General features: G+C 62.8%; 17 protein-coding genes and 1 pseudogene. 13 read left to right on the top strand and 5 right to left on the bottom strand.

The annotated features are described in order from the left end of the window. On the bottom strand, window positions 1-388 hold a 388-nt coding region (locus tag HMJ39_RS06225), incomplete at its 3' end, for a heavy-metal-associated domain-containing protein (RefSeq protein WP_194296655.1). 95 nt (window positions 389-483) lie between these two features. Between HMJ39_RS06225 and cadR the strand changes: the two genes are divergently transcribed. After that, window positions 484-891, top strand: a complete 408-nt coding sequence (gene cadR / locus HMJ39_RS06220; protein WP_161386205.1) for a Cd(II)/Pb(II)-responsive transcriptional regulator — start codon at window positions 484-486, stop codon at window positions 889-891. 255 nt (window positions 892-1,146) lie between these two features. Next, window positions 1,147-2,361, top strand: a complete 1,215-nt coding sequence (locus HMJ39_RS06215; RefSeq protein WP_142950237.1) for an IS256 family transposase — start codon at window positions 1,147-1,149, stop codon at window positions 2,359-2,361. Window positions 2,362-2,399: 38 nt separating this feature from the next. On the opposite strand, the gene HMJ39_RS06210 is transcribed toward HMJ39_RS06215, so the two are convergent. Next, on the bottom strand, window positions 2,400-3,485 hold the full coding sequence (locus tag HMJ39_RS06210; protein ID WP_142950235.1) for an OprO/OprP family phosphate-selective porin: 1,086 nt from the start codon (window positions 3,483-3,485) through the stop codon (window positions 2,400-2,402). 766 nt (window positions 3,486-4,251) lie between these two features. Here HMJ39_RS06210 and ltrA point away from each other — a divergent pair. After that, window positions 4,252-5,619, top strand: coding sequence for a group II intron reverse transcriptase/maturase (gene ltrA, locus HMJ39_RS06205; protein WP_228462188.1), 1,368 nt, complete (start codon window positions 4,252-4,254; stop codon window positions 5,617-5,619). Window positions 5,620-5,690: 71 nt separating this feature from the next. Here the strand turns inward: ltrA and HMJ39_RS06200 are convergent, their stop codons facing one another. After that, the gene (locus tag HMJ39_RS06200) at window positions 5,691-6,896 is read right to left on the bottom strand and encodes an ISL3 family transposase (protein ID WP_142950236.1); all 1,206 of its coding nucleotides are present in this window, start codon (window positions 6,894-6,896) and stop codon (window positions 5,691-5,693) included. Between the two features lie 189 nt (window positions 6,897-7,085). On the opposite strand from HMJ39_RS06200, the pseudogene HMJ39_RS06195 reads away from it, so the two are divergent. Continuing rightward, window positions 7,086-7,685: pseudogene (locus HMJ39_RS06195) on the top strand (porin); the annotation flags it as partial. 110 nt (window positions 7,686-7,795) lie between these two features. On the opposite strand, the gene fabB reads toward HMJ39_RS06195, so the two are convergent. Next, window positions 7,796-9,007, bottom strand: a complete 1,212-nt coding sequence (gene fabB, locus HMJ39_RS06190; RefSeq protein WP_161383235.1) for a beta-ketoacyl-ACP synthase I — start codon at window positions 9,005-9,007, stop codon at window positions 7,796-7,798. Between the two features lie 40 nt (window positions 9,008-9,047). Beyond that, window positions 9,048-9,593, bottom strand: coding sequence for a 3-hydroxyacyl-[acyl-carrier-protein] dehydratase FabA (gene fabA / locus HMJ39_RS06185; RefSeq protein WP_228462187.1), 546 nt, complete (start codon window positions 9,591-9,593; stop codon window positions 9,048-9,050). Between the two features lie 326 nt (window positions 9,594-9,919). On the opposite strand from fabA, the gene HMJ39_RS06180 reads away from it, so the two are divergent. The 9 genes from HMJ39_RS06180 (at window position 9,920) to bfr (ending at window position 17,927) form a co-directional block, all read left to right on the top strand. Continuing rightward, window positions 9,920-11,881, top strand: coding sequence for a heme lyase CcmF/NrfE family subunit (locus HMJ39_RS06180; RefSeq protein WP_161383232.1), 1,962 nt, complete (start codon window positions 9,920-9,922; stop codon window positions 11,879-11,881). Next, window positions 11,874-12,428 (top strand): DsbE family thiol:disulfide interchange protein, encoded by a 555-nt coding sequence (locus tag HMJ39_RS06175; protein ID WP_161383230.1) that lies wholly within the window; start codon window positions 11,874-11,876, stop codon window positions 12,426-12,428. Before HMJ39_RS06180 ends, HMJ39_RS06175 begins: the two co-directional genes overlap by 8 nt. After that, window positions 12,425-12,835, top strand: coding sequence for a cytochrome c-type biogenesis protein (locus tag HMJ39_RS06170; protein WP_161383228.1), 411 nt, complete (start codon window positions 12,425-12,427; stop codon window positions 12,833-12,835). The genes HMJ39_RS06175 and HMJ39_RS06170 overlap by 4 nt, the downstream gene beginning before the upstream one ends. Continuing rightward, entirely contained in the window at window positions 12,832-13,857 is a 1,026-nt protein-coding gene (locus HMJ39_RS06165; RefSeq protein WP_194296654.1) for a tetratricopeptide repeat protein, read from the top strand. The genes HMJ39_RS06170 and HMJ39_RS06165 overlap by 4 nt, the downstream gene beginning before the upstream one ends. 120 nt (window positions 13,858-13,977) lie before the next feature. Further along, window positions 13,978-14,634, top strand: a complete 657-nt coding sequence (gene adk, locus HMJ39_RS06160; RefSeq protein WP_194296653.1) for an adenylate kinase — start codon at window positions 13,978-13,980, stop codon at window positions 14,632-14,634. Between the two features lie 125 nt (window positions 14,635-14,759). Continuing rightward, on the top strand, window positions 14,760-15,719 hold the full coding sequence (hemH, locus tag HMJ39_RS06155) for a ferrochelatase (RefSeq protein ID WP_161383226.1): 960 nt from the start codon (window positions 14,760-14,762) through the stop codon (window positions 15,717-15,719). Between the two features lie 238 nt (window positions 15,720-15,957). Continuing rightward, window positions 15,958-16,833 carry a hypothetical protein gene (locus HMJ39_RS06150; protein WP_161383225.1) on the top strand — a complete coding sequence of 292 codons (876 nt, stop codon included), beginning with the start codon at window positions 15,958-15,960 and terminating at the stop codon, window positions 16,831-16,833. A 146-nt stretch (window positions 16,834-16,979) separates the two neighbouring features. Then, window positions 16,980-17,213: a bacterioferritin-associated ferredoxin gene (locus HMJ39_RS06145; protein ID WP_161383224.1), complete on the top strand. Its 234-nt coding sequence runs from the start codon at window positions 16,980-16,982 to the stop codon at window positions 17,211-17,213. A gap of 234 nt (window positions 17,214-17,447) precedes the next feature. After that, a complete protein-coding gene (bfr, locus tag HMJ39_RS06140) occupies window positions 17,448-17,927 on the top strand; it encodes a bacterioferritin (protein WP_194296652.1) in 480 nt (159 codons plus the stop codon). Window positions 17,928-17,971 lie beyond the last annotated feature (44 nt).

Raw genomic sequence — 17,971 nt, 5'->3', positions numbered from 1 at the left:
TGATGCCGAGCAACCAGCGCAGGGTCCCGGATTCTTGCTTAGCAGAAGCTGCCGAAAACTCGGCGGCCTTGATGGTCTCCGGATCGGCAGCGACGCTTTCCTGAAGCGAGGCGCCTAGCTCCAAGGTCTTCAGTTTCGAGGTGACGGGCTCGACCTCACCGTCATGCACGACCTTCACCCGGCGGTTCGACAAGTCGAAGGACAGTGCCCGAATCCCCTCAACGCCGTTCAGGGCCAGGCGAATCATGCGCTCTTCTGATGGACAGTCCATCTTCGGCACGGCATAAACACTGACCCATTCCCCCGACGCATCGGAGGAGGCCTGCATATCGGTATCCGCCGCAGGCCTTGCATCGTCGCCACAGGGGCCTCCGCAGTTTTTACTCATGATATGACTCCACTTGAATGTGATCGGGCTTTCATTTAAAACTATATAGTAGCTATAAGGTCAATAGCGTAGAGAATCCGTTGCGGAGGAACCCGATGCGTATTGGTCAGTTGGCACAGTCAGTAGGGGTAGATACACAGACGATCCGCTTCTACGAACGGCAGGGCTTGTTGCCGCCGCCTGATCGGCAGGAGAACGGTTACCGTGTCTATACCGAGAAACACGTTGAGCGGCTGGCCTTTATTCGTCGCTGCCGCATCCTGGATCTGTCACTGGCAGAAATTCACGAACTACAGCGCTATCAGGACGACCCTCATCAGTCCTGTACCGCCGTCAATGCTTTGCTCGATGATCACATCTCTCATGTGCGCTCGCAGATAACCGCTCTGCAAGCGCTTGAGAAACAACTCGTTTCACTGAGAGCGAGTTGCAACGATGACCGGGAAGTTGAGGCGTGTGGGGTTCTTGCTGGAATTAGCGAGGGAAGCATGCATCAGCAGTAGGTTGGAGTACCAACCAGATAATCCGATGAGATGTCGGTTTGCCTCACTCTCATGCAAAGGTAAGATCAACCATTTAATCCGCTTACCCATTAATATCTGCCCAAAACCTGAGTATTTCATTAACTCTCAAGAACTATATCAAGCCGCAAACTCATTCAAGCGACCTCCATGCGGTCAAAAGAGTCTGTAAACCAAATTGTGTAACTGCCTACGACTGAGTAATCTTTTCAAAAGGATACCATCGTGGATACGCAATTGGACCAAGAAAAACTCAGAGCCATGGCCGCCGAGTTGGCCAAGGACATCAAATCCGAAAAAGATCTCGGAGCCCTCACTCAACAACTGGTCAAGCTCACCGTCGAGACCGCCCTCAATGCCGAACTGGACGAACACCTCGGGTACGAGAAGCACTCTCCTGAAGGCCGGGGCACCGGTAACAGCCGTAACGGCTATTCTGCCAAGCGCCTGAAGGGCCAGCACGGTGAAGTGCCAATACAGGCTCCCCGTGACCGGGAGGGCTCTTTTGAACCTCAGTTCGTCCGGAAAGGCCAAACCCGTCTGACCCAGATGGATGACCAGATCCTGGCGCTTTACGCCAAGGGTCTGAGCACCCGGGATATCGTGGACGCCTTCAAGGAGATGTACGACGCGGACATCTCGGCCACGCTGGTGTCCAAGGTGACCGAACGTGTGATCGATCAGGTTCACGAGTGGCAGAATCGCCCGCTTGATCCGATCTACCCCATCGTCTATCTGGACTGCATCGTTGTGAAAATTCGTCAGGACAAGAGGGTTATCAACAAGTCCCTATACCTGGCCCTGGGCATTAACATGGAGGGCCGGAAGGAGCTGCTGGGCCTCTGGCTGGCCGAGACCGAAGGCGCGAAGTTCTGGCTGTCGGTACTGACAGAACTGAAGAACCGTGGTCTGGAGGACATCCTGATCGCCTGTGTGGACGGCCTCAAAGGCTTTCCGGATGCCATTGCCGCTGAGTATCCCCAGACCAAGGTGCAGCTGTGTATGGTGCACATGGTCCGCAACTCGCTGCGCTATGTCTCCTGGAAGGACTACAGGGCAGTCACTGCGGATCTGAAGCAGATCTACCGGTCTGCCTCGGAACACGAAGCCCGGCAGGCACTGGAGGCCTTCGGAGAACGATGGAACCGTCAGTACCCACAGATCTCTCGATCCTGGCACAACCATTGGGACAATCTGATCACGCTCTTCGAGTACCCTCCGGCGATCCGGAAGGTGATCTACACCACCAATGCCATTGAGTCACTGAACAGCGTCATCCGAAAAGCCACCAAGCGTCGCAAGCTGTTCCCCACCGATGACTCCGCACTGAAAGTGGCCTTCCTGGCGATCGAGCAGGCCTCAAAGAAATGGACTATGCCGATCCGTGATTGGAAGCCGGCATTGAATCGCTTTATTATCGAATTCGGTGACCGCCTGGACGGCCACCTGTAATGGGATGGGCAGTTACACAGATTTATTTACAGGCTCGGTCAAAATGCATATTGTAACCTCGCACGCACTTCATCTCCGCTAGCGCCATTGGCTTCTTCGCCATCCATGTAGCTCATTCCAAGTCGAACATTCTTGTTGGCGTAATAGTTAACGCCCAGTGTTGTTTGCTCACCGTCGGTCGTGGCCAGCCCCACATCACTGTATTTTCCGTCACCATCCTCAAAGCGGGCAACAACTTCCCAGGCCCCTTTGGGTGATGCCGGTTTTACCCGCTTGAATGCTCCGGCTTTGTAAGGACGGCTTTCGCCGGTGATGATCCAGCCAAGCTGTACGTAATAGCCATCAACATCCACCTGGCCTTCCTCGGAATCGAAATATTCGGCCTGGGCATGGAAGGGCCCGAAAGCGCCGGCGAGCTCCAGATTAAACGTATCGACCTCATCGGCCTGAGTGTCGGCATCACGCGTGGTATAACCCGCACCAAGATGAACAACCATATTGTTCGTTTGAATCGGTGCAACCGTGCCCCGTGCGGTTACTGCCGTGTTATTGAAGTCGTCGCTGCCATTGCCGTCTGCCTCGAAGTAGCCGATACCGTAGGTCCAGTTGCCGCCTTTGCCACTGAGCTGGATGCCGCTGCTGCGACCGGGGGTATAACGCTCGGTCATGGCGGATCGCTCAAGGGCCGAGATGTCTTTTGAACTCGTTAATTGTTCCAGGCCGAATGGCTCTTTCTGCTTACCAATAGTCACGGTTGCCGTCGAGCCAAATCCCAGGTAGCGAATGTACAGGTCCTCAGCGGTCCCGCCGTCGGCGCCATCACTCTCAGCCACGTTGAACTGGGTTTTGTACGCCCAGTCGCCAAAGTGGCCCTTGGCGTAGAGGCGTGCCCGGCGCACGTCGAAATCGGTAGTGTCAACACCGTTGTCGTCAGACTGCGTGGCGTCGTAATCCCACTGAATGCGCCCGCCGAGCTGAAAAGACGCAGAGTTATCCGACACTTTCACTTTGATACCGCTGTCGGTATCGATCACAAGGTCTTCGCCGCTGGTCGTAACGTTTCCGGCCTGTGCAGCAGAAGCGGCAGAAATCGCCAAAGCCAAGCCCAAATATTTCTTGCTCATGATCTGTCTCACCTTTTTCGGTTTGCTTGTGTGTGTTGAAGCGCGATTAAAGTCTATTTGGCAAAGATTACAGAATGGTTACAAGGTGTACGCTTACTTCAACGAACTCACCTACGAAGACGGCACCACCGGTGACGAAGAAGAAGAGCGCACCCTGGGCGTGGGCATGGAACACAAGTTCTAAGAAAAACCGTATCGGGGCGGCATCGGACGCCGCCCACATTTCCTCGACGCAAGTGACAGTTGCCCGCCTTTACGGCGGGCTTTTTTTTGGTGTGCGCCAGGCATGGCGCGAAGCGCCATAGATTGGCGCTGTCCCGGCCCGCCGTGGTGGCCGCCCGGGACGACTTGGAGGTGTAAGTCCTCTGTGGGCCCGGCAAGGGGAACCACTAGCTGAACGGCAAGGGTGTCCACCGCGAGGTGGAATCTGAAGGAAGCCGAAGGCAAAGCACTGGCCTGACGAACAGAAATCGCATATGAGGCGGTCGTCACGGGTGAGAAGGCACCTATCTTCAAAGCCCGGTACTTGCACGGAAGTGGCGGACGTAAATGCGGCGGGCATAAGTGTGAAGGTCGCGCGTCTTACCCTGGGAGGTCTGCCGTCCTGCCACTGGGCTACCGACACCGTGAGGGGTCGGGATGGGGCGGCAGAAGTCAGCCGAGGCCGTAGTAGGCTGCCTGACCAGCAGTTGAAGGGCTGAACAAGGTCTGCCGTTAGTAGGCGGCGGGCACTCACCGAAGGTTATTGAAGGCAGGAGTGAACCGGATGGTTCAGGCGGACGAACGAGGAGCGGGACAGTATCCCGGGGTGCGTGCGACCGGTGCCGAGACGACGGTGGCGTCCCGCTCGCGGACGAACGCGGAGCCGAGCGCGCTGATGGAGGCCGTGCTGGAGCGCGGCAACCTGATGCGAGCGTATCAACGGGTGGTCCGTAACCAGGGAGCTGCGGGCGTGGACGCCATGACCGTGGGTGACCTGAAGGGCCACCTGCAACGACACTGGCCGGCGATCCGGGAACGGATACACGCCGGTTACTACCAACCGAGCGCGGTGCGCCGGGTGCGCATCCCGAAGCCGCAAGGCGGCGAACGGTCGCTGGGCATCCCGACGGTCCAGGATCGCCTGATCCAACAGGCACTGCATCAGGTACTGAGCCCGCTGCTGGAGCCGACGTTCTCGGCGTCGAGTTACGGGTTCCGGCCAGGACGCAGTGCGCATCAGGCGGTGAGCGCGATGCGGGGTCACATCGAGGAAGGCCACCGGTGGGTGGTGGACATCGACCTGGAAGCCTTCTTCGACCGGGTAAACCACGACGTGCTGATGGGTCTGATGGCGCGCCACGTTGCCGACCCGCGTGTTCTGAAGCTGGTTCGAGCCTACCTGGAAGCAGGTGTAATGGACGGCGGGCTGGTCAGCCCGAGGCGGGAAGGGGCGCCACAAGGCGGCCCTCTATCGCCGTTGCTGTCCAACCTGCTGCTGACGGAGCTGGATCGGGAACTGGAGCGCCGGGGTCACCGGTTCTGCCGTTACGCGGACGACTGCAATATCTACGTTCGCAGTCAGCAGGCGGGAGAGCGGGTGATGGTGAGCGTCACGCGGTTCCTGGAGGAGAGGCTGAAGCTGCGGGTGAACGCCGCGAAAAGCGCGGTGGATCGCCCGTGGCGCCGGCGCTTCCTGGGCTACAGCGTGACGTGGCACCGCCAGACGCGGCTACGGGTGTCGCCGGAGAGCGTGCAACGGCTGCGGTCGACACTGCGCGATGTGCTCCGGCGAGGGCGAGGTCGCTCCCTGTCGCACACCCTCAATGTACTGGCCCCGATCCTGCGGGGTTGGGCGGCGTACTACCAGCTCACCGCGTCCAAGCGTGCCTTGGAGACGGTGGACGGCTGGTTGCGCCGCAAGCTGCGAGGGATCCTGTGGCGGCAGTGGAAGCGACCGGCGACGAGAGCGCGTGCGCTGATGAGGCTGGGGTTACCGGAAGCGCGAGCGTGTCACAGCGCGAGCAATGGTCGAGGGCCGTGGTGGAATAGCGGCGCCTCGCACCTGAAGGTAGCCTTGCCGAATCGGTACTTCGCAACGCTGGGACTGGTGTCGTTGGTGGATACGATAGCGAGGCTTCAGAGCCGACCTTGAACCGCCGTATACGGAACCGTACGTACGGTGGTGTGAGAGGACGGGGGCGGTGACGCCCCCTCCTACTCGATTCATCGCGGATTACCGGGAAAAGCGGCTTTGATCTTCAGGAAGAAGTAGTCGCTGTCCCGGTAGCCATAGGCCATGCGCTTGATGACCTTGATCCTGTTGTTCATACCCTCCAGCACGCTGGTGTTGAGACGATAGGTGGCGCTTGAAATGATGCCCTCGGCATAGGGCTTCAGACGCCGAGCGAAGCGGATCAACGGCGCAAGGCCACTCGCCTGAGCCATGTTGAACCATCGTGTCCAACGCCACCGGGCGGCCCGCTCGGTGCGGGCGTACCAGAGCTCCTTGAGCTGGCTCTTCATCAGATACACCACCATCAACGGCTGATTCAGATCCAGTAACGTCTTCAGCTCGTCCGCCTGATCGGCCTTCAGGTTCTCCGGATTACGCAGCAACAGCCAGCGTGATCGCTTCACGGCCCGTCGTGCGGGCTTGTCCTGGCGCAGTTGGTTGGCCTGATCCACCCGAACCCGGTCGATCACCTCACGGCCGAACTTGGCGATCACATGGAACAGGTCGTAGACCACCCGGGCCTTGGGGCACCAGGCCTGCACCTCCAGGTCCATGGCGGTGTTCATGTCCATGGCCACCGCCTCGATGTGCTCGCAATGAGGCCCCAACCACTCGAAGCAGGGCCGAACCGCCTCGCGGGATCGACCTTCACCCACCCACAGCACCTGCCGGGTCTCGGCATCGATCACCACACTGGCGTAGCGGTGGCCCTTGAACAGGGCGAACTCGTCCATCACCAGATAGCGGACCAGACTGAGGTCCGGCTCGGGCAGGTCCCGGGCCAGCCGGGCCTTGTCGATGGTCTTCAGGGTGTGCCAGTGCAGACCGGTCAGGCCGGCGATTTGCTTGAGCGGCAGGAGGCTTAACAGGACCTCGACGTGCTGGCGCAGCCGGTGAGTCAGCCGGGCTCGTGGGGCCAACCAGGACAGCGCCTCACGCCCGACACCGCAGCGGGGGCAGCGCACCCGTCGCACCGGCACCTCCAACCAGACCCGGTACTCGAACAGATCCCGGTCTCGGACTCGCCGCGTCGTCGTGTCATGGATCAAGGAGCAGGATCGCCGGCAGCCTGGGCAGCAAGGCGGCACTTGAGGGTCAGCAACAAGGTAAATCAGGCACTCGAAATCAGAGATCGGAACGAACCGGGTCGCTATAAAACCTTCCCAGCCCGAGCCGGGGAACGTAGCATCGCCCATGGCGGCAGTGTCCTTGTGTGGTTGCTTGCTCGCACAAACAACTTAACGCGGTTCACTGTCCGCCCCTACCTCTTAGTTCCCCTGTTTACTGATCTCTGAAGTGGCCCGTGGCGCTGCGGCTCACCAGATGGAGGGGAAGCGTTCCCGCTAAAGCGCGATGAACCTTACTTCTTCGGCCAGCGCCGTAACAGCAACACCGTTAACTGGAAGAGCCCCCGTTGGGGCGACGTGATCGTGCGCGCGCAAATCGCTCCTGGCGAGGACGACCAGATCGGTGACGAAGAGAAAGACGGGTTGGCCGACACCTATGGTGTGTCCGCGACCTGGGACGGGGATGCCCTGTTCGCTGCTCTTGCGTATCAGCGCAGCTACCTGGAAGTGGACAGCCCGGTCCCGCCGCCGGTGACCGTGGCCGCCGACCTGGATCTGCTGCGTGGCACCCTGGGTATGGCGCTTGGTGACCTGGAGCTGGGCGCGATGGTCGAGCAGGTGCGCATTGATCCGGACGTGTCCGGCGCCGACCGCGCCGACGGCACCTCGTATATGGTCAGTGCCGGCTGGCAGTTGCTGCCGCGGGTTAAACTGAAGGCCCAGGCCGGTCGTTTCGACAGCAGTGATCTCGACTACGAGAGCGACATCCTGGCCGCGGGCGCCGACTACAAACTCGGCAAGCAGACCACGCTCTACGGGCTGGTATCCGGCTCCGACGTGGACTACACCTACGCCAACGGCACCGGCGATGACGACAGCGGCAGCCTGTTCTCAGTGGGGATGGAACACAAGTTCTGAAGAGAGCTTCAAGCTGCAAGCCTCAAGCTGCAAGCAGTCTTGAATCCGCTTGTAGCTTGTAGCTTGTAGCTTGTAGCTTGTAGCTTGCAGCTGGCCGGGCGGAGCCCGGCCTATGCCCAGCGCTTCAGTGCCAGCGAGGCGTTGGTGCCGCCGAAGCCGAAGCTGTTGCTGAGCACCAGCTCGGGGCGCTGGTCGTTGCTCTTGGTGAGAATCGGCAGGCCTTCAGCGTCCGCGTCCAGCTCGGTGATGTTGGCGGAGCCGGCGGTGAAACCGTCGCGCATCATCAGCAGGCAGTAGATCGCCTCCTGAACGCCGGCGGCGCCCAGGCTGTGGCCGGACAGGCTCTTGGTGGAGCTGATCGCCGGCACCTGGTCGCCGAACACTTCGCGGATCGCTTTCAGTTCGGCCACGTCGCCCACCGGGGTGCTGGTGCCGTGGGCGTTGATGTAATCCACGGTGCCGTCCACGTTGGCCAGCGCCTGGCGCATGCAGCGCACCGCGCCTTCGCCGTTGGGCGCCACCATGTCGTGGCCGTCGCTGGTGGCGCCATAGCCCACCACCTCGGCGAGAATGTTGGCGCCGCGCGCCTTGGCGTGCTCCAGCTCCTCGACCACCACCATGCCGCCGCCGCCGGCGATCACGAAGCCGTCGCGGCTGGCGTCATAGGCCCGGGACGCGGTCTCAGGGGCGTCGTTGTACTTAGTGGACAGGGCGCCCATGCCGTCGAACAGGCAGCTCAGGGTCCAGTGCTCCTCCTCGCCGCCGCCGGCGAAGATCAGGTCCTGCTTGCCCAACTGGATCTGTTCCACGGCGTTGCCGATGCAATGGGCGCTGGTGGCGCAGGCGCTGGCGATGGAGTAGTTCACGCCCTTGATCTTGAACGGCGTGGCCAGGCAGGCGGACACCGTGCTCGCCATCACCCGCGGCACCATGTAGGGGCCGACGCGCTTGACGCCGCGTTCGCGGGCGATGTCGGCGGCGGCCACCTGGTTTTCCGAGGAATGGCCGCCGGAACCGGCGATCAGGCCGGTGCGTTCGTTGCTGATGTCGTCGGCCTCCAGGCCGGCGTCGGCGATGGCGTTCCGCATCGCCACATAGGCGTAGGCGGCCGCGTCGCCCATGAAGCGGCGCGGCTTGCGGTCGATGTGTTCTTCCAGGTCGATGTCCGGCGTCCCTGCCACCTGGCTGCGCATGCCTATTTCCTTATAGGCTTCCTTGAAGCGAATGCCCGGACGGCTTTCGCGCAGGGCCCGGGACACCGCCCCGGCCTCGTTGCCGAGGCAGGAGACGATGCCCATGCCGGTGATCACGACGCGACGCATATGGTGCTCCATCAAGGTGATATTGTCGTACTAGCGGGCACTAAAACCCTTCCGTCGAGGTAAACAGGCCGACCCGCAGGTCTTTGGCCTCATAAATGTCCTCGCCGTCCACCGAAACCACGGCGTCGGCGATGCCCAGAGTGAGTTTGCGGGCGATCACCCGTTTCACGTTAATCCGGTAGGTCAATTTCTTGGCGGTGGGCAGCACCTGGCCGGAAAATTTCACCTGGCCCACGCCCAGGGCACGGCCACGGCCGGGGTTGCCCAGCCAGCCGAGGAAGAAGCCCAGCAGTTGCCAGGTGGCGTCCAGACCCAGACAACCCGGCATCACCGGGTCGGTCTCGAAGTGGCAGTCGAAGAACCAAAGCTCGGGGTGGATATCCAACTCCGCGATGATCTCGCCTTTTCCATACTCGCCGCCATGGTCGGCGATGTGGCTGATGCGGTCGAGCATCAGCATGCCGGGCAGGGGCAGACGGGCGTTGCCGGGGCCGAACAGCTGACCGCGGGCACAGGCCAGCAGGTCGTCGTAGGAATAGGCGGATTTTTGATCCGGATTCGCGGTGTTCACGTTATTTGTGCTCAAACTGGTTACTCCACACAGGCCGGGCTGGTGCCGAACATCCATTGTTTTCACTCAGTATGGAACGGATCGAGCCCGATTCGTTCCAACCCGCCGGTGATAGTGTATGGATGCAAGATGACCTTTTGACTGCAAAATGGCGACGCTTTAAACACAGTGTCGACCCTGATGATAGCCACATAGTAGCAGAGCGGCGTCGTCGGGCACGACCGCTAAGCGTCTCAAAATATGTCCATGCCCGCGGGGCGCCAGGGGCGGCGCGCCGGTGGGCTTGCAAAGCGGGCCGCATCTGCCGATGATGCCCGCGCACACTCAGCCGGAGGAATAAGGTGGCGGCGGAACTCGGACATCTCTCCCTGTGGGTGGCCATGGCGACGGCCCTGGTCCTGGCGATCTTCCCTCTGGTCGGCGTTTACCGCCGGGTGGAGGCCTGGCAGCATTATGCCCGCCCGCTGGCCTGGTTGCAGTGGCTGGCCCTGACGGTGGCCATCCTGGCCCTGGGCTACTGCTTCTATATCAACGACTTCTCGATCACCTACGTGGCCAACCACAGTAACTCCGAGCTGCCCCTGGGCTACCGCCTGTCGGCGATCTGGGGCGGGCACGAAGGGTCGCTGCTGCTGTGGGCCTGGATGCTGGGCGGCTGGACCGCCCTGGTGGGCCTGTTCAGCCGCCGCATTCCCCTGGACATGGTGGTCCGGGTGCTGTCCGTGATGGGCATGATCGCGGTGGGCTTCCTGGCCTTCATGTTGCTCACCTCCAACCCCTTCGACCGCTCGCTGCCCTGGTTCCCCATCGACGGCGCCGACCTCAATCCGCTGCTCCAGGATCCGGGGCTGATCGTCCACCCGCCCATGCTGTACATGGGCTACGTGGGCTTCTCGGTGGCCTTCGCCTTCGCCGTGGCCGGCCTGATGGCCGGTAACCTGGACCCGGCCTGGGCGCGCTGGGCGCGGCCCTGGACCACGGTGGCCTGGAGCTTCCTCACCGTGGGCATCGCCCTGGGCTCCTGGTGGGCCTATTACGAGCTGGGTTGGGGCGGCTGGTGGTTCTGGGATCCGGTGGAAAACGCCTCCCTGATGCCGTGGCTGGCGGGCACCGCCCTGATTCACTCCCTGGCGGTGAGCGAGAAGCGCAATCTGTTCCGCGCCTGGACCGTGCTGCTGGCCATCGTCGCCTTCTCGCTGAGTCTGCTGGGCACCTTCCTGGTCCGCTCCGGGGTACTCACCTCGGTGCACGCCTTCGCCAACGATCCCAGCCGGGGCGCCTTCATCCTGGCGTTCCTGGCGGTGGTGGCCGGCGGCGCCCTGACCCTGTTCGCGATGCGCGCCGGCCAGCTGGAAGGGAAGGGCGGCTTCCGGCTGATGTCCCGGGAAACCTTCCTGCTGGGCAACAACCTGGTGCTGCTGGTGGCCGCCTCGGCGGTGCTGCTGGGCACTCTTTATCCGCTGCTTGGCGAGGCCCTGGACATCAAGGTCTCGATCCGCAGCCCCTACTTCAACGGCTTTTTCGTGCCCCTGGCGTTGCTGCTCATGGTGCTGCTGGTGCCCGGCGTGATGAGCAACTGGAAACGCCAGGACGGCGGCGCCGTGGTGCGCCGCCTGCTGTGGCTGGTGCCGGCGGCCCTGGTGGCCGGGTTCCTGGCCGCCCGCTTGCCCGGCGATACGCCCTGGGTGGGCACCCTGGCGATCATGCTGGCGCTGTTCGTGGTGCTGGCGCATCTGGATGACGTGGCGCGCCGGGCGCTGGCCTATGGCCAGGGCCTGGGCGGCGGGCTGCGGAAGCTGGGCCGTGGCTATTACGGCATGGTGTTGGCGCACTGCGGCCTGGCGGTGCTGGTGGCCGGCATCACCGTGGTCAGTTACCACGAGGTGGAGCGCGATGTGCGCATGGCCCCCGGTGACGCCGCCGAGGTGGGTGGCTACCGGTTCGAGTTCGACGAGCTGAGCGCCTACCGGGGCCCCAACTTCGATTCCCGCAAGGGCCATTTCCTGGTCAGCCGCGACGGCGAGGCGGTCACCGAGATGAATCCGGAGAAGCGCACCTACCGGGCCAGCGGCCAGGTGATGACCGAGGCGGCCATCGACGGCCGGGTGATGCGCGATCTTTACGTGGCCCTCGGCGAGCCCCTGGAAGGCGACGCCTGGGCGGTGCGCATCTACTACAAGCCCATGGTTCGGTGGATCTGGCTGGGCGCCCTGATCATGGCCCTGGGCGGCGCCCTGGCGCTCACCGACGCGCGCTACCGCAAGAAGATCGGCCGCCGCGACGAGGAGCCGGCCTATGAGTAAGAAGAGCACCAGCCTGTGGGTGTTCGTGCCCCTGGTCGGTTTCGTGGCCCTGGCGATCCTGCTGGCCAGTGGCCTGGGCCGCAATCCCGAGGAACTGCCCTCGGCGCTGGCGGGCAAGCCGGTACCGGAGTTTTCCAAGCCGTCCTTGCTGTCCGGCGACACCCTCACCGAGGAACGGCTGCACGGCCAGTGGCAGCTGCTCAACGTCTGGGGCACCTGGTGCCCGACCTGCTACGTGGAGCACCCTTATCTGCTGGAGCTGGCGGAACGGGGCGTGCCCATCGTCGGCATGGACTACAAGGACGAGGACGACAAGGCCCGCGATTACCTGGCCCGCTACGGCAACCCCTTCACCGAGGTGATCGTCGACGCCGACGGCCAGCTGGGTCTGGATCTGGGCGTCTACGGCGCGCCGGAAACCTTCCTCATCAACCCGCGCGGCGAGATCGTGCTGCGCCACGTGGGCGAGATGAACCCGCGTGCCTGGGACGAGAAGTTCGCGCCGGTGCTGCGCCAGGCGGGCAACCCCCTGGGAGGCCCGCGATGATCCGAGCCCTGATGCTGCTGACCCTGCTGCTGGCGGCGCCGCTGCAGGCCGCCATCGACCTCTATCAGTTCGACGACAACGCCCAGCAGGACCGTTTTCACCGGCTCACCGAGGAGCTGCGCTGCCCCAAATGCCAGAACCAGAGCATCGCCGACTCCGACGCGGAAATCGCCCGGGACATGCGTGAGCGGGTGGCGCGCATGATCCGCGAGGGCCGCAGCAACGAGGAGATCGTTCAGTTCTTCGTGGCCCGCTACGGCGACTTCGTCAGCTATCGGCCACCGGTGAACGAACGCACCGCCATTCTCTGGGTGGGCCCGGTGGCCCTGCTGATCCTGGGCGGCCTGGGCATCCTGCTGCTGGCCCGCCGCGCCAGCCGCCGCGTGGAGGAGGACGACGCCGAATGACCTTATTCGTGATTCTGCCGCTGGTGGTGGTGCTGGCGGCCCTGGTGTGCTTTGTTCTGTGGCGCCGCGAGCGGCGTCGCGACGGCCAGCCGGTGGGCTGGTCGGGGCTGGCCTTGCCGCTGCTGGTGGCGGTGCTGGCCGGCCTGGGTTACCTGACCCTGGGGCTGCACCCGGAAACCGCCGGCTGGCTCGCCGAGCAGCGCCGCTACGACGACGTGGCTCAGCGTGTGATTCGCGGCGAGGGTCCCAATGAGGACGACCATGACATTTCCGCCCAGGCGCTCACCCGGGTGCTGCAATCCCGGCTCGCCCGGGACCCCAGCCAGCCGGGCTGGTACACCCTGGGGCTGCTCTACGATCAGCTCGGCGCTCCGGCCCAGGCCCAGGAGGCGGCCCGCCGCGCCCTGGCCCTGGCCCCGGACGACGCCGGCGCCCGCCTGCTGCTGGCGCGCGGCATGATCGCCCAGAACCAGGGCCGCCTCACCGACGAGGCGGACGCGCAGATCCAGCGAGTGCTGGAGGAACAGCCGCAACACGACGGCGCCCTGATGCTGCGCGCCATGGCCGCCACCGAGGCGCGCCGCTTCGATCTGGCGGCGCAATCCTGGCGCGCGCTGCTGGTCCGGCACGGGGACGGCGAAGCCGGCCGGCTGATCCGCCAGGGGCTGGCCCGCGCCGAGGAGCAGCGCGAGCGCGGCGACAAGCTCGACAACCTCACCGTCACCGTGGATGCCCCGGACCTGCCGGACGGAGGCACCCTGTTCGTGTTCCTGCGCCGCGACGGCGAGGGCGGCCAGCCGCTGGCGGCGCGCCGGGTGCTGGTGGAATCCTTCCCCATCACCGTGACCCTGACACCCTCGGACTGGCTGCAGGGCTATCCGGAAAATCTGGATGTGCTGCGAATAGCGGCGCGCTACACACCGGCGCCGGGCTCCAACGTGGAGCAGGCCCGGCTGGGCAGCGAGCCGGTTCCCCTGGCCCTGGACGACAGCCCGGCGGCGCGCTTGACCCTGACCCCGTGACCGACTCCGCCGGTGGGAGGGGGACCAAGGTCGCCCTTGTGCCGGCTGGACCCGCACGGTAAAGTCGTCCCCCTTCGGGACAGGGGGAACCTTCCCATTCGCGGCAATTCGGAGAATCCTATGCGTGTCATCCTGCTTGGCGCGCCCGGTGCGGGTAAGGGCACCCAGGCGCAGTTCATCAAGGACGAATTTTCCATTCCCCAGATTTCCACCGGCGACATGCTCCGTGCCGCGGTGAAGGCGGGCACGCCGCTGGGCCTGGAAGCGAAGAAGGTCATGGACGCCGGTGGCCTGGTTTCCGACGACATCATCCTCGGCCTGGTCAAGGAACGCATCGCCCAGGACGACTGCGAGAACGGTTTCCTGTTCGACGGTTTTCCGCGCACCATTCCCCAGGCCCAGGCGCTGGTGGACGAGGGCATCAACATCGATTTCGTGGTCGAGATCGACGTCGACGACGAAGAGATCATCGAGCGGCTCAGCGGCCGCCGCGTGCACCCGGCCTCCGGCCGCGTGTACCACGTCAAGCACAATCCGCCCCAGGAAGAGGGCAAGGACGACGCCACCGGCGAGGAGCTGGTGCAGCGTGACGACGACAAGGAAGCCACCGTGCGCAAGCGCCTGGAAGTGTACCAGGAGCAGACCCGCCCGCTGGTGGACTTCTACCAGAAGATCGCCGAGAGCGGCGAACCCAACGCCCCCACCTACGTGCGAGTGGCCGGCGTTGGCGGCGTCGACGACATCCGCCAGCGGATCATGGCCAAGCTCAAGGGCTGAGCCCTTCGCTGGTCACCGCGATGGAAAAAGGGGAAGCTTCGGCTTCCCCTTTTTTTGCGGCGTCGCTCACCTATCCTTGACCCCGTGTTCGCTTTGATGCCGGTCGCTAACGGAGGCTTACTTATATGTCATCGGAAAAAACCGCCGTCGTGCTGGTCAATCTCGGTACCCCGGACGCGCCCACGCCGGGCGCGGTGCGCCGCTATCTCAAACAGTTCCTGTCCGACCCGCGGGTGGTGGAAGCGCCCCGTTTCGTCTGGTTCTGGGTACTGCGGCTGTTCATTCTGCCGTTCCGTCCCAAGCGCGTGGCCCGTCTGTATGCCTCGATCTGGGGCGACGACTCGCCGATCCGCGAAGTGTCGGAGCAGCAAACCCGGGCGCTCGATGAGCGCCTCGACGTCACCGTCCGCTACGCCATGACCTACGGCTATCCCGGCCTGCCGACGGTGCTCGACGAACTGGCCGACGCCGGCCACGACCATTTGCTGATCCTGCCGCTGTACCCGCAATACTCCGGTTCCACCACCGGCGCCGTGGTGGACGTACTCGCCGACTGGAGCCGTGGACGCCGCGAGGTGCCGGGCCTCACCCTGATCAAGGATTACTGGCAACACGACGCCTGGCTCGACGCCATGGCCGACAGCATCCGTGAATTTCGCGGCCAGCACGGCGCCGCGGAAAAACTGTTGTTCTCGTTCCACGGCATTCCGCAACGCTATCAGGAACTCGGTGACCGCTACGGCGAGCGTTGCCTGCGTTCCGCCGGGTTGATCGCCGAACGCCTGGGGCTCGAGGAAGACGCCTGGGCGGTGACGTTCCAATCCCGTTTCGGTCCGCAGGAATGGCTCAACCCCTATACCGACAAGACGCTGGAAGAATGGGGCGGCGCCGGCGTGCGCTCGGTGCAGGTGGTGTGCCCCGGCTTCGCCGCCGATTGTCTGGAAACACTGGAAGAGATCGATTCGGAAAACCGCGAGATCTTTCTGCGCGCGGGTGGCGAATCGTTCGCTTACATTCCCGCGCTCAACGCGCGACCCGCGCACATCGATGCATTGGCGAGGATGGTCGCCGAGCGCTTGCCCTGAAGGCGCAAATCACAACGGCGGTCGGGCATCGCATCGTTGATCCCGTCCATCATCCCATCAACCCAAAAGGGCGCTTCATGAAGCGCCCTTTTTTGTTTTTTGCCGACAAAAAAGTCCTTCTTTTTTATTTTTTACTTATTCGTCCGGGATGCTGGTCAAATAATGTACCAACGTAATTTTTTTTGTGCTACTTTCCGACTGTCGCAGAAAAACGACGTCATAGATTAGGAGATCGATCATGGCCCGAGTAGCAAAGAAAGCAGCGAGCAAACGCGCCACGCAAAAGAAAACCACCGCTCGCAAGACCACCGCCGCCAAGACCGCGGCACGCAAACAAACCGCCAGCAAACAGACCGCCAATAAAGCACCGGCGGTTCCCAAGTCGGTGAGCAACGCGGAATCCAAGTTCAAGCTTCAGGAAAAGGCGGTGACCCAGGCGGAGAAAAAAGTCGCCCAGGCGGAAGGCCGTCTCGACCGCCACAAGAAGAAGATCGATACCGAAAACGGCAAGCTCGGCAAGTTGCGCACCGACCTCGCCAGCAAACGTGACAAAGCCAAGAGCAACGCCACCGCCGCCGCCAAGCGCGCCGTGGAAACCGCTCGCGGCCGCATGAACACCCAGCGTCTCAAGCTTCAGGACCTGCGCGGTGAAAGCAAACTGATTCGCGCCGAGATTCAGGCGGCGAAGAAAGTGGTCACCCGCGAGAAGAAGAAGCTGCGCACCGCCCAGCGCAACCTGTCCGCCAAGATGCGCGAATACGAGCGCAAGCTGGCCAAGAAAGCCAAGGCCGCTCAGAAGAAGGCGGAACAGAAAGCCAAGAGCGCCGCCCGCAAGGCCGCTGCCAAGACCAAGAGCAGCGCCAAGAAGAGCGCGGCGAAGAAATCCACCACCCGCAAGAGCGCGGCCAAGAAGAGCACGGCCAGGAAGTCCACCGCCGGCAAGAGCGCCGCGAAGAAGACCGCCGCTCGCAAGACCCCGGCCCGCAAGACCGCCGCTAAAAAGACCGCCGCCAAGAAAACCGCGGCGCGCAAGAGTGCCGCCCGGAAGACCCCGGCGAAGAAGAGCGCGGCTCGCAAGTCCACGGCCGCCAAGACGCCGTCCAAGCAGAGCTGATCGGTCCCCAAGACCGGACCCGCCGCCGCCCCCATTCCGGGGGCGGCGCCGTTTCCTGCCCGCCAGAATCCCCCTTATCGAAAGGTGTTGATAATAATTCGCATTAGGTTTAACCTGCTTCTCGAGATTGAGGAGTAGGCGTAGCCATGTACGTATGTCTCTGCAACGGCATCACTGACAGCCAAATACGGGAAGCGGCCGAAAACGGTTGCGACAGCCTGCGTGATCTTCGTCGGGAACTTGGGGTTGGCAGTCAGTGCGCCAAATGTGCACGGCACGCCCGCCAGGTATTGCGTGATACCCGTAGCGCCTTACCAGCGGCCTCTTCTCTCTCCACCGGTCTGGGTGAAGTGGTGCGGTTCTGGCCAAGGACAGCCTGAAGAACCGCGCCGGCTTCGGAACCACCCGGGCCACGGCGACCGCCCAGCCAGGCACGATACCGTGAAAGGTAGAGGGCCAAGCCAGGGACGGACCCGTCGGACATCAGTGAAGACTGATTCTCATTTATATAACTAGTTGTATTTACTGGTTTTTTTGTCGCGGGCCCTTGCCGGGGCCGACCTGTTGCACAACAATGGGCGCGTTTCCCCATTCCCCGGCACCGGAGAGGCACCATGAAAGGCGACAAGAAGGTCCTGGAGCACCTCAATCGGGCGCTGAGCAACGAGCTCATCGCCATCAATCAGTATTTCCTGCACGCCAAGATGTACAAGGACTGGGGTCTGCACGCCTTGTACGAAAAGGAATACCACGAATCCATCGACGAAATGAAACACGCCGACTGGCTGTGCGAGCGGATTCTGTTCCTGGAAGGCGTCCCCAACCTGCAGGACCTGGGCAAGCTGATGATCGGCGAGAACACCCGGGAAATGCTCGAATGCGACCTCAAACTCGAACAGATGGCGGTGCCCGACCTGCGCGACGGCATTGAGTACTGCGAATCCGTGCGCGACTACATCTCCCGGGACCTGCTGCGCCGCATCCTGGACTCCGAGGAAGAGCACATCGACTGGCTGGAAACCCAGCTCGAGCTCATGGACAAGGTCGGCCAGGAAAATTATCTGCAAAAACAAATGGAAACCGACGACGACTGAATCGCGTTTTCCGTGTCGTTTGCGCAAGATTTCACCGCCCTTGG

The sequence above is a fragment of the Alloalcanivorax profundimaris genome (assembly GCF_015265435.1).
Classification (GTDB): domain Bacteria; phylum Pseudomonadota; class Gammaproteobacteria; order Pseudomonadales; family Alcanivoracaceae; genus Alloalcanivorax; species Alloalcanivorax profundimaris.
Note: the sequence above shows the minus strand (reverse complement) of the source record. Positions and strands in the feature narration are given on the sequence as shown.